Here is an 11,851-nt window from a genome sequence, read left to right as displayed (position 1 = left end):
CTCTCCCCTCACTTGTGTGGGGCGGCCCTCGTCCCCCCCAACAAATTTTTGTTGTGCTGGCGGGGGGGGGGGGGGCGGGGGGCGGGGTGTGCACCCCCCCCCCCCCCCCCCCCCCCCCCCCCGCTCCCACGATCAGCTGCGCGGGAGGCTGATCGACTGGTTCGCCGTGACGCGGCGGGAGATGGCGTAGTAGATGAGGTTGCCGATGCCGGTGCAGGCGGCGAGGACGGCGACGACCCCGGGGTTCACTTCATCCCAGCCGGCGGCCTGGATAATGCCGAAGCCGATCGCCACGACGACCAGTACGGCGCCCCAGCGCAGGGCCGACTGGCGGCGCTGGTTGAGTTCTTCCTCAAACCACTGGCGTTGCAGGTCGCCGGTCATGCCGGCCTGGATCATCTTCCCGCGGAAGCGGGCCTCCACGATCCACTTGATCACCAGGGCGATCGAGGCAAACAGGCTGATCGGTACGAGGAAAACGATATTGTCCATGGCACGGCTCCTGGCGAAGGTGGGTCTTGGGAACATGGATACGTCCAGGCCATGACCGGTTGCACTGCAACCGAACGCCGATTGGGCGTATCCCTTACCCCCATGGACGATCGCGCGACATGATTGAGGACCGCACCCTGGTCGAAGCCGTACTGGCGGAGGCGCCGGGAGCGTTCGCGCGCCTGGTGCGGACCTACCAGGGCCTGTGCTGGCATATCGTCCAGCGCATGGTCCGCCAGCCGGACGATACGGCCGAGCTGTGCCAGGAGGTGTTCCTGCGCGTACACCGCACGCTCCACCAGTTCCGCTATGAGAGCCCCCTGCGCGCCTGGATCGGCCGGATCGCCTACCACACGGCCCTGCGCCACCTGGAACGCAAGCGCATCGACATCGTGGACCTGGGGGCGGACGAGGACGGCCAGGCGTTCCTGGAGAACCTGGGTGACGGGGCCGACCTGGAGGAGCGCATGGGCCAGGACCAGGCCGATGCCCTGCTCCACGCCGCCATCGAGGCGCTCCCGCCGGTCCAGCGGACGGTGCTGACGCTTTACCATCTGGACGAACTCTCCATCGCGGAGATCGCCCTGGTCACCGGCATGGCCACCGGCACGATCAAGAGCCATTTGTTCCGGGCCCGCCTGCGCCTGCGCGGCGAGCTGGAACCAAGCATGGGAGTTACCGCGCCATGAAAGACATCGATTTCCGCACGAACCACGCCGCCGAGAACGAATGGCAGGCGCAGGAACGAGGTGATGGACCGTACGCCGCCATCGGCCGCGCGGCCCGCCAGGGCATGGAACCCGGCTTGCCCCCCGACTTCGCCGAGCGGGTGGCCGCGACGGCCCAGGCCCGGGCGCGCGCCCTGCGCCAGCCGGCCCGGCTGGAAAGCTGGCTGATCGGCGTGCTGCTCGCCGTGCTGGTCGTGACCGGCGGGGCCGCCATGGTGTTCGACGCCCGCTTCCAGATGACCCTGCGCGAACTCGACGTGCCTGGCACAAACTGGCTGCTGGGCCTGGCCGCCTGCGCGGCGCTGACCCAGGCCATCGCCTTGTTACCCGGTTCCCGCCGGCAAGGCTGACGCTTACTCGTTCTCGCCCTCAAAGCGCAGATGCTTCACGCTGCGGCCGTGGCGACGGACCAGCTTCAGGGCTTCCACGCCGACCTTGATGTGCTTCTCGACGAACTGGGCGGTGACCGTGGCATCGCTGGCTTCGGTCTTCACGCCCTCGGGGATCATCGGCTGGTCCGAGACCAGCAGCAAAGCGCCGCAAGGGATGTGGTTGGCGAAGCCGGCCGCGAAGATGGTGGCCGTCTCCATGTCGATCGCCATGCTGCGGGTCTTGCGCAGGTATTCCTTGAAGGCCTCGTCGTGCTCCCAGACCCGGCGGTTGGTGGTGTACACCGTGCCGGTCCAGTAGTCGTGGCCGAGGTCGCGGATCATCGTGGAGACCGCGCGTTGCAGCTGGAACGCCGGCAGGGCAGGCACTTCCGGCAACAGGTAGTCGTTCGAGGTGCCTTCGCCGCGGATCGCCGCGATCGGCAGGATAAGGTCGCCAATGGCGTTCTTCCGCTTCAGGCCGCCGCACTTGCCAAGGAACAGGGCCGCCTTGGGCTCGATGACACTTAGCAGGTCCATCACCGTGGCGGCATTGGGGCTGCCCATGCCGAAGTTGATCAGGGTGATGCCATCGGCCGTGGCGTTGGGCATGGGCCGGTCGCGGCCACGCACTTCCACGCCGTTTTCCTCGGCGAAACGCTCGACGTAATGGCCGAAGTTGGTGAGCAGGATGTGCTCGCCGAAGCCATCCAGCGGCGTACCCGTGTAACGCGGCAGCCAGTTGGTGGTGATTTCGTTCTTGGTTTTCATGGGGAACCCGGTGCCGATGCGCCGGCAAGGGGATGGGCCTGGAGGGCCTGGCCGGCGCGGTTACCGGCGACGCCACGCCGGCAAGATGCCAAATTCATTCGGGCAAGTGTAGCATCCGGCGCAGCGGGGTGGGCAGGGCGCAATGGGCGCCCGGGCATGCCGCCAGGCCGGCAGGGCCTGACGAGATGGGGGTACGACCCGATGCGGATTGGTGTGGCGATTGATGCGGCTGTCGACGTGCCGCAGGACTTCGTGGAACGCAACGGCATCGCCGTGATGCCGATCACCGTCAAGGTGGATGGCCAGAAGTTCAAGGACGACCGCGACCCTTCGGAGATCCTGCGCTTTCGCAACCAGAACCTCGGCAGCAAGAGCCATTCGGCTGAGACCGAAGCCAGCAGCGTGGACGATGTGCAGAACCTCTTCCTCGAGCGGCTGGTCAAGGAATACGACTGCGTGGTCTGCCTGACGATCATGGCGACGCGCAGCCCGATCCACGACAACGTGATCAAGGCGAGCTTCGCCATCCTCAAGAACTACCGCCCCGTGCGCGAGGCCGCCGGCATTTCCGGCCCGTTCCTCATGCGCGTGGTCGACACCCGCAACATCTTTGCCGGCGCCGCGCCCGCGGTGGCCGAGGCGGTGCGCATGATCCAGGCGGGCAAGTCACCCGCCGAAGTCCGCGAACGCGCGGCGCACATCGCCGACTGCTCCTATGGCTACATGCTCCCGCGCGACCTTAACTACCTGCGCTCGCGGGCGCGCAGCAAGGGCGACCGCAGCGTGAGCTTCCTCAGCTCCATGCTCGGCACGGCGCTGGACATCAAGCCGATCCTGCGTGGCCACCGCGGCGAGACCGGCCCGGTCGGCAAGGTGCGCGGTTTCGAGCACGGCGCGCAGGTGCTGTTCGATTACACGGCCAAGCGCGTGCAGGCTGGCCTGCTGGTGCCCTCGCTCACGCTGAGCTACGGCGGCGATCTCGATGACATGCGCAACCTGCCGGGCTACAACGCGCTCGTACGCATCTGCGGCGATGCCGGCGTGGAGATGCTGGAAACACCGATGAGCATCACCGGCATGGTCAACGTGGGCGAAGGCGCGATGACCCTGGGCTTTGCTTCCGAAGACCACGTGGCCGACTTCTGAGCATGCGCGCCGGTTGCGTCCTCGCGCTGCTCCTTGCCTTGCCCATGGGCAGCGCACAGGCGGAAACCGTCTACAAGTGCGTGGCCGGCGGGCAGACGATCTACCAGCAGGCGCCGTGTGCGAAACAGCAGCACCAGGAAGTCTTGCAGCTCACCGATTCGGCGCCGGCCGACGGGCGCGTGGCACCGATGCCGACGGCACCGCCATCGCGCGATCAGCTGACGGTCACCGACGAAACCCCGCCGCGACCGGCCGCACCGCTGCCCACCCTGTACCTGTGCGTGCGCGCCACCGACGGCAAGACCTACACCAGCAGCAACGGCCATCCCGATGCCTATGCCGCGCCGCTCGGTGTGCTTGTCGCCGTCGACAACGGGCTCGCGAACACCTACGGAAGCCGCAACGCCGCCGTGTCGTCGTTCCCCGAGATCAACCGTGGCAAGGGCAATGCCGCCGCCATCGCCACCAGCAACTACGTGTGGGTGCGGGACCAGTGCCGGCCGATGTCGCCTGCCGAAACCTGCGGCGCCCTGCGCGACCAGAACGACGTGAACCAGAAGGCGATACGCAACGCGTTCAAGAGCGAACGCGGGCCACTGGATGCGAAGGATGTGCAGCTGCGCTCGCAGCTGCAGAACTGCGACTGATCAGAACCCGTAGCGCAGGAACCCGCCATCCACGCCGATCACCTCGCCGGTGACATAGCTCGAGGCCGGCAGGCAGAGGAAGGCCACCGCACCAGCAACTTCTTCGGGCTCACCCACGCGGCCCATGGGCGTGCGGTCGAGCACTTCATCGAGATAGTCGGCATCGGCCAGGGCGGGGTCGGTGCGCTGCGTGCGGATGTACCACGGCGCCACCGCATTCACGCGGATGCCGTCTTCGCCCCACTCACACGCGAGGTTGCGGGTGAGCTGGTGGATCGCGGCCTTGCTCATGCCGTACGGTGAGCCCGTGCGGACGTGCTGGATACCCGACACCGAACCGATGTTCACGATGGCCGCGTGCGTGTGTTCGACGAGATGCGGGTGCGCGAGGCGGCACATCTCGTAGGTGGAGAACACGTTGAGCTCGAAGATGCTGCGGTAATCATCCTCGGTATAGGCAAGCGTGGACTTCACGATGTTGCCGCCCACGTTGTTGACCAGGATCGACAGCTCGATCTCCATGTCGTTGACCCAATCGAAGACGGCGAGGCGGTCCTCGTGATCGGTCAGGTCGGCGGCCATCACCAGGATGTCGACCTCGGGGCATTCCTCGGCGAGCTCCTGCGCGGCTTCCTCGAGCGCATCTTCATCCCGCGCCACCATGAGGACATTGGCGCCGAGCACGGCGAGTTCGCGGGCGCAGGCATAACCGATGCCCTTGCTGGCGCCGGTCACCAGGGCCGTGCGGCCATCGAGCCGCCAGGCGGCCATTCGTGGATGCATCTGGGAGTCCTCCATGCCGGTGATCGTACCGTATGACCGGCGCGACGGAATCCATGATCCGCGATTGCGCTCAGGCCCGCGCGGCGGGAGACTCACGCCCTACTGCCTGAGGACCACCGCATGATCCGCTACGCCCTGCCGCTGGCCTTCATCGCCACCTGCGCCGCCTGCTCCAAACCGCCCCAGCCCGCCCAGACGCCGCCCGCGCCCCAGGCGCGCGTGGAGACCCCCTGGGACAGCCTGGAAGCGCAGAAGAAAAAGGCACAGGACGTGCAGAAGACGGTCGACAAGCAGGCCGAAGACCAGCGCAAGGCGGTTGATGCGCAGACCCAATAATCAGCACGCCTCGTAGGAGCCCACCCTGTGGGCGACATCTTTTGCGACAGCGCTACAGGGCCTGCAGCGTCATCGCGAGAAGCTGTCGCCCACAGGGTGGGCTCCTACGGGTATCGCGGTCAGCGCGGGTATTGCGGTTACCGCGGCGAACAGAAGCAGTAAGCGTACACATGCGGCTTGCCTGCTTCCGCCGTGCGGAACAGGGCAAACTCCGGCGCCAGCTTCGGCAGTTCGGATACCCACGCCGGCAGGTGCACGCCCCACGACACGACGACGCGCGCCTCGGTGCTGTCGCCCACGTTGGTCAGGACGCGTTCGAACGCGCCCATCGGCTTTTCCGCGTAGCGCACGCTGAAATCCTTGCCGAGGTTGGCCTGTTGCGCGGCGTCGCGCACCGCATCGTCCAGGCTGCCCAACTTATCGACCAGGCCACGCTGCATCGCCTGCTCGCCGGTCCACACGCGGCCCTGGGCGATCGCGTCGATCGCAGCGAAGTCCTTGCTACGCGCCTTGGCGACGCCGCCGACGAAATCGCGGTAGCCCTTGTCGATGATGCTCTGGATCAGGATGCCGACCTTGGGATCGAGCGGGCGGGTCACGTCGAACGCGCCGGCGAGCGGGCTGGTGCCGACGCCATCGCTCTTCACGCCCAGCTTGGCCAGCGTATCGGGCACGGTGAAGAACATGCCGAAGATGCCGATGGAACCGGTGATGGTGTTCGGCTCGGCATAAATGCGGTTCGCATTCATCGAGATCCAGTAACCGCCGCTGGCGGCGACATCACCCATCGATACCACGACCGGGATGCCGGCTTCGCGGGTGAGCTCCACCTCGCGACGGATCTGCTCGGCGGCGTACACCTCGCCACCGGGCGAATTCACCCGCAGCACCAGCGCGCGTGTGCGGCGGTCCTCGCGGACGCTGCGGATCAGGGCGGCGGTAGAGTCGCCGCCGATCGTGCCCTGGGCCTGCTTGCCACCGGTGATTTCGCCTTCGGCCACCACGACCGCGACGCCCGGTGACGTCTGCAGCATGTCGACGGTATTCAGACCGCGATCCGAAAGGTAAGTACCGAGCTCGACCTGGCGGAAGCCCGTGTCCTTGCGACCCGCCGGCACGCCTTCCTTGCGCAGCATGCGCACGATGTCCTGGTCGGAGGCGATGCCATCGGCGAGTTTCTCGTCGACGGCGAGCTGGGCGAGGCTGCCCTTCGCATCGCGCACGCGCTCGGCCAGGCCATCCACGTCGGCGCGCAGGGCGGCGGCATCGATATGGCGCAGCTTCGCCACTTCATCGATCCAGGTCGTCCACAGGCCGCCCAGCCAGAACGCGTCGGCTTCTTTCGATTCGGGCGATGCGTGGTCGAGGATGAAAGGCTCGGCCGCGCTCTTGAACTGGCCGACGCGGAACAGGTGCACCTGCACGCCGATCTTGTCGAGCAGATCCTTGTAGAACAGACGGTAGTTCGCCAGGCCGGTCGCGATCACGCCGCCCTGCGGGTCGACATAGATCTTGTCCGCGTGCGCGGCGAGGTAGTACTGGCCCTGTTCCAGGTTCGCGCCCCACGCGATCACCGGCTTGCCCGCGGCGCGGAAGCGATCGAGCGCGGCACCGACCTCGCGCAGCGCGGCGAACCCGCCAGCCTGCAGCTTGTCGGTGCGGAGCAGGATCCGGGTAATCCGATCATCCTTCGCCGCACTGTCGATGGCGCGCACCAGGTCGCGTACCTGCACCTGCTTCACGCCATCGCCGGACATGCGCGAGAACGCGCGTGACACGGGATCGGCGCTGTACTGCTCGACCAGGGCGCCATCGGGCGCCAGCACCAGTACGGTCTTCTCCTGGATGGCATCGGCACGGCTGCCGATGAACACCAGCAGGAAGAAGATGCCCAGCGCGCCGAAAAACAGCACGTTGAGGATGATGAGCCGGGTGATGTTCAGGCCACGGCCCAGCCCGCGCAGGAACCGGCCGAAGCCGTTGCGGCGCGGCGGGGGTACCGGCGGCACGGACGACGGGCGTCCGGGCAGGGGCGGCGGCGTGGTGTTCAGCGGATCCGGCATCGTGGGCTTTCCTTCCGAGTTACGCGCAGCGTAGCGCGTTGCCCCGTCGGCATCACGTGTGGAATGGCACGGGGGCGTCGCCCACGTCCTCCGGCCAGTCGGCGCGGCCGCTGGTCCGCCAGAACCTTGCGAAAAGGAGCACCGCGGCCACGGTCAGGCCGGCCACCAGGCCCATCCACATGCCGCGCGCGCCCAGGCCGCGATCGAACGCCAGGTACCAGCCCACGGGCATGCCGACGATCCAGTAGGCGAACAGGGTGAGCGCCATCGGCACGCGGGTGTCCTTCAGGCCACGCAGCGCGCCGTTGGAGGCCACCTGGATGCCGTCCGCAAACTGGAACACGCCGGCCAGCAGCATCAGCTGCGCGGCCGTGGCGACCACCGCCGCGTCGCTCGTATACAGCCGCGCGATGGGCGCCGGAATCAGCATCATGATCCCGGACGAGAACAGCTGCGTGACCAGCACCAGCAGCAGGCCGGAGAGGCCCGCATAGCGGACGCCGGGCGCATCACGCCGCCCCGCCGCATTACCGACCCGCACCGTGATCGCCATGGAGACGCCGAGCGGGATCATGAAAGCGACCTGCGCGACATTGAGCGCCACGTGGTGGGCGGCCGACACGGTTTCGCCCAGCCGGCCGATCATGAGCGCGACCGCGACGAACAGGCCCGCTTCCATCAGCAGGGTCACGGCCATCGGCACGCCGATATGCAGCAGCTGGCGGATCTGCTTCCAGTCCGGCGCGGCCATGCGGGTACGGAGGTTGAGGTCGCGGTAGTTGCGATGCAGGAGCACGTACGTCGCGAAGCCGATCAGCTCCAGCCACAGCACGGTGGCCGTGGCAATGCCGCTGCCGCGCGCGCCAAGCGCCGGCAGGCCCAGCTTGCCGTACATCAGCACGTAGCCGAGCGGCGCCAGCACGATCGTGCCGCCGATGCTGAAATACATGGAGGGGCGCGGCATGGAAAGGCCATCGGAAAGCCCACGCAGCGCGAAGTACACCGTGAGCGCCGGCGCGGCAAAAGCGATGGCATGCAGGAAGGCGGTGACGTCCGCGCGCATCGATTCCACCACGTGGAACAGACCCATGAGCGGCGAGGCGTGCCACACCGCCACGCCCAGGATCAGGCCAAGCACCAGCGCGATGTACAGCGCCTGGTGGAAGACCGGGCCGATCTCGCCGCGGCGGTTGGCGCCATCCAGCTGGGCCACGGTGGGTGGCACGGCCATCATGGTGCCGATGCCGGCCACGATGGCGAGCACCCAGATGTTCACGCCGGTGACCACCGAGGCCTGGGTATGGGCTCCCTGGTGGCCAGCCAGCACCGCGTCGACCACATTGGGGCCAACGGAAGAAAGCTGCGCGGCGATGATCGGCAGGGCCAACCGGGTGGTGGCGCCGATCTCACGTCGCGCGCGGGCGCGGTCGATGGGCATGGGGGAGACACGACGAATGGGCCGCCCATTGTACCCGGCCGCATGCCATCATCCGCACGGTAAGGGGACAATCAACGGGGAAACCAGCGGATGAACGAGCTCAAGCCGTCACCTGCGCTGCATTGCGCGAACTGCGAAGCGGTGCTGCAGGGTGAGTTCTGCCACGAATGCGGCCAGTCGATCCACAGCGTGCTCAAGCCTGTCTCGCACATGCTGGAAGACGCTGGCGACATCTTCTTCCACATGGACGAGCGCATCATCCACACGGTGCCCCCGCTTTACACGAAGCCGGGATTCCTGACCCTGGAATACTTCTCCGGCCGCCGCGTGCGCTATATCGCACCGTTCCGGCTGATGTTCGTGTTCTGCCTGCTGTGCTTCTTCTTCATCCACCTGGCGATCAGCGGCTCGAAGCTAGGGGAATCCAGCGGCGAGCAGGACTCGATCTCCGCATTCGCGACCGCGGAGACGGCCGACGACGTCCATGAGCAGTACCGCGCACAGATCCGCGATGTCCTGGCGACCGAAAAGGATCCCAACGTCCCCGCGCCAGCCCGCATGGGGCTCGCGGCGGCCCGCGGCGTGATCCGTGAGGCGGCGAACCGCCGGCTCGCCGAGCTCAAGGCGCCATTGATCCCGGCCGAGGTCGGAGAGAACGATCCCGACGCGGTGAAGCTCAAGCACGACGACTTCATGTCCCGCCATGACGCCGTGGACATCGGCTGGCTCCCGGCTGCGGTGAATGCGCGCCTCACCACCGGTGTGGAACACCTGAAGTTGAACCTCGCGCTGCTGAGCAACCACGGCCCGCAGCGCAAGGAGGCGGTGGCACGCATCGTGGAAGGCGTGTTCGGTGTCCTGCCACAGACCATGTTCGTCATGATCCCGGTCTTCGCGCTGGTCCTGAAGCTGTTCTACGTGTTCCGCCGACGCCTGTACGTCGAGCACCTGATCGTGGCGCTGCACAGCCATGCCTTCATTTTCTTCGCCCTGCTCCTGATTACGCTCCTCGGGTACGCCAAAGGCGCCATCGGCCCCCATGTGCCCTTCGCCGGCGGGGTGATCGGCGTGGTGAGCTTCGCGATGTGGGTATGGATACCGGTCTACCTGCTGATCATGCAGAAGCGGGTGTACCGGCAAGGATGGGGAATGACTATCCTTAAGTATTGGTTGATAGGCAGCGTCTATTTCTGGCTACTCATGTTCGCCCTGACCATCGCCATCATCATCGGTATTTCCCACTAGGATTTTTTCCTAAGTAGCAAGCGGTTGTGCACAGGCGCCGAGGTCCCTTCGCCTTTGTCAAGGTTTTGCGGACGCGCGGTGAACCGGCCGGGCATCGCAATTTTAACTCGTTGATTTCATGCTATATTTCAGCTTGGTTAAAATGTGTTCAAGATGATCGGCACGGCTCTACCAAGCGCCTGGAGGCCCTCCATCCGAAGCTCATCCACAGACTTATCCACAGCACTTGTGGATAACCTTGAAAGGCCCCGGCGGACGGGCACTTAGGCTGGATTCCTCTCCCTCGGCACTTCATTCGCCGCCATGCCCTCGCCCCCGTGGTTAATCATTGACCAGCGAAATCGCTGGACCCCGTTAAACTAGGCCTCGCATGTCATCCGTTCTTCGCGTCGCCCTGCCGGTCCCCCTGCTCACCCTTTTCGACTACCTGCCGCCCCTGGCCGGGGTCGCCGGGGCGGGTTCGCGCGTGCGCGTGCCGTTCGGCCGTGGCGAGATGGTGGGGATCGTGATCGATCCCGCCGCCGAGCCGGCGGTTGGGGCGAAGCGGCTGAAGCGGGCCAGCGAGGTGCTCGACGATGGGCCCCTGCTGGATGCCGAGCTGCTCGCGACGCTGGCCTGGGCCGCCGACTATTGGGCCGGTGCGCCCGGCGAGGCCGTGGCCAACGCCCTGCCCCTCGCCCTGCGTGAGCCGAAGCCGCTGCCCCCGACCGGGCGCGAAGTCTGGGCGCTGACGCTGCAGGGTCGCGCCGCCCGGGATGCCCGTTCTCGCAAGGGTGGATCGGCCGCGCTGCTGGACGCTTTATATGACGGCCCGCGTGCCGCCGACGAGCTGGGATTTGCGCTGCCCGACTGGCGCGCCGCCGCGCGCCGGCTGATCGAGGCCGGCCTCGTCGAGAAGCTCGAACTCAGGGAAGGCACGCTACCGGCGACGCCCGCCCCCGGCCCCGCGCTCAGCGACGAACAGGCGCGCGCCGTCGCCGCCGTCGCCGAAGGGCTCGGGCGCTTCCAGCCTTACCTGCTGGATGGCGTCACGGGCAGCGGCAAGACCGAGGTCTATCTCGCGCTGATCGAGAAGGCCCTGGCCGAGGGTAAGCAGACGCTACTGCTTGTCCCCGAGATCGGACTGGCTCCGCAGACGGTGCGCCGCCTGCGCGAAAGGCTTGGCATCGCCATCGAGGTCCTGCATTCCAACCTGGCCGAGGGCGACCGCGCCCGAGCGTGGCTACGCGCCCGCGACGGCAGCGCCCGCGTGGTGATCGGTACGCGCTCCGCGGTGTTCACGCCGCTGCCGAACGCCGGCCTGATCATCGTGGACGAAGAACACGACCCTTCTTATAAGCAGCAGGAAGGCTTCCGCTACCACGCCCGCGACCTGGCCCTGGTACGCGCCAAGGCGCACGGGGTACCGGTGGTCCTTGGCTCGGCGACACCCTCGCTGGAAAGCCTGGCCAATGTCGAGGCCGGCCGCTACGAGCGCCTGGTGCTGCGCGCCCGCCCCGGCGCCTCCCAGCCCACGCGCGTGCAAATCGTGGACATGCGTGCGCAGCGGCTCGATCACGGGCTCTCGCCCACGCTGGTGAACGCGGTGGCGGCCTGCGTCGCTCGCGGCGAGCAGGCGCTGGTGTTCCGCAACCGCCGTGGCTACGCGCCGGTGCTGCTCTGCTACGACTGCGGCTGGCACGCCGATTGCCCCCGTTGCGAGCGGCCGATGACGCTGCATGCCGGGCGGCGCCGGCTGATCTGCCACCACTGCGACAACACGATCGCGCAGCCCGCCGCGTGCCCGGCCTGCCAGTCGACGAACCTCAGCCCGCAGGGCCAGGGCACCGAGCGC

At 67.2% G+C, this 11,851-nt stretch carries 12 protein-coding genes; 7 read left to right on the top strand and 5 right to left on the bottom strand.

The features are described 5' to 3' along the window. Window positions 1–132: 132 nt before the first annotated feature. Window positions 133–492 carry a DUF6249 domain-containing protein gene (locus tag ACTHLF_RS15860; protein WP_440328459.1) on the bottom strand — a complete coding sequence of 120 codons (360 nt, stop codon included), beginning with the start codon at window positions 490–492 and terminating at the stop codon, window positions 133–135. 119 nt (window positions 493–611) lie between these two features. Between ACTHLF_RS15860 and ACTHLF_RS15855 the strand changes: the two genes are divergently transcribed. Beyond that, window positions 612–1,181, top strand: a complete 570-nt coding sequence (locus tag ACTHLF_RS15855; protein WP_440328458.1) for an RNA polymerase sigma factor — start codon at window positions 612–614, stop codon at window positions 1,179–1,181. After that, complete coding sequence (locus ACTHLF_RS15850) at window positions 1,178–1,570, top strand: hypothetical protein (RefSeq protein ID WP_440328456.1); 393 nt, start codon at window positions 1,178–1,180, stop codon at window positions 1,568–1,570. The genes ACTHLF_RS15855 and ACTHLF_RS15850 overlap by 4 nt, the downstream gene beginning before the upstream one ends. 3 nt (window positions 1,571–1,573) lie before the next feature. On the opposite strand, the gene ACTHLF_RS15845 is transcribed toward ACTHLF_RS15850, so the two are convergent. Beyond that, window positions 1,574–2,359: an AMP nucleosidase gene (locus tag ACTHLF_RS15845; RefSeq protein WP_440328455.1), complete on the bottom strand. Its 786-nt coding sequence runs from the start codon at window positions 2,357–2,359 to the stop codon at window positions 1,574–1,576. Between the two features lie 201 nt (window positions 2,360–2,560). Here ACTHLF_RS15845 and ACTHLF_RS15840 point away from each other — a divergent pair, with 201 nt between their 5' ends. Both ACTHLF_RS15840 and ACTHLF_RS15835 read left to right on the top strand, forming a co-directional pair. Further along, window positions 2,561–3,505, top strand: a complete 945-nt coding sequence (locus ACTHLF_RS15840) for a DegV family protein (RefSeq protein ID WP_440328453.1) — start codon at window positions 2,561–2,563, stop codon at window positions 3,503–3,505. Between the two features lie 2 nt (window positions 3,506–3,507). After that, window positions 3,508–4,152: a DUF4124 domain-containing protein gene (locus ACTHLF_RS15835; protein WP_440328452.1), complete on the top strand. Its 645-nt coding sequence runs from the start codon at window positions 3,508–3,510 to the stop codon at window positions 4,150–4,152. Here the strand turns inward: ACTHLF_RS15835 and ACTHLF_RS15830 are convergent, their stop codons facing one another. Continuing rightward, the gene (locus ACTHLF_RS15830; RefSeq protein WP_440328451.1) at window positions 4,153–4,935 is read right to left on the bottom strand and encodes an SDR family oxidoreductase; all 783 of its coding nucleotides are present in this window, start codon (window positions 4,933–4,935) and stop codon (window positions 4,153–4,155) included. A gap of 120 nt (window positions 4,936–5,055) precedes the next feature. Here ACTHLF_RS15830 and ACTHLF_RS15825 point away from each other — a divergent pair, with 120 nt between their 5' ends. Beyond that, window positions 5,056–5,271: a hypothetical protein gene (locus ACTHLF_RS15825; RefSeq protein ID WP_440328449.1), complete on the top strand. Its 216-nt coding sequence runs from the start codon at window positions 5,056–5,058 to the stop codon at window positions 5,269–5,271. Window positions 5,272–5,408: 137 nt separating this feature from the next. On the opposite strand, the gene sppA is transcribed toward ACTHLF_RS15825, so the two are convergent. Together sppA and ACTHLF_RS15815 are read right to left on the bottom strand one after the other, a co-directional pair. After that, entirely contained in the window at window positions 5,409–7,334 is a 1,926-nt protein-coding gene (sppA, locus tag ACTHLF_RS15820) for a signal peptide peptidase SppA (protein WP_440328447.1), read from the bottom strand. Window positions 7,335–7,386: 52 nt separating this feature from the next. Next, the gene (locus ACTHLF_RS15815; RefSeq protein ID WP_440328445.1) at window positions 7,387–8,772 is read right to left on the bottom strand and encodes an MATE family efflux transporter; all 1,386 of its coding nucleotides are present in this window, start codon (window positions 8,770–8,772) and stop codon (window positions 7,387–7,389) included. 90 nt (window positions 8,773–8,862) lie between these two features. On the opposite strand from ACTHLF_RS15815, the gene ACTHLF_RS15810 reads away from it, so the two are divergent. Further along, on the top strand, window positions 8,863–10,017 hold the full coding sequence (locus ACTHLF_RS15810) for a DUF3667 domain-containing protein (RefSeq protein ID WP_440328443.1): 1,155 nt from the start codon (window positions 8,863–8,865) through the stop codon (window positions 10,015–10,017). A 370-nt stretch (window positions 10,018–10,387) separates the two neighbouring features. Next, window positions 10,388–11,851 (top strand): replication restart helicase PriA (priA, locus tag ACTHLF_RS15805; protein WP_440328441.1); only part of this gene is annotated, 1,464 nt, incomplete at its 3' end.

The sequence above is a fragment of the Luteibacter sp. genome (assembly GCF_051958795.1).
GTDB lineage: Bacteria > Pseudomonadota > Gammaproteobacteria > Xanthomonadales > Rhodanobacteraceae > Luteibacter.
This window is presented reverse-complemented; position numbering and strand designations above follow the sequence as displayed.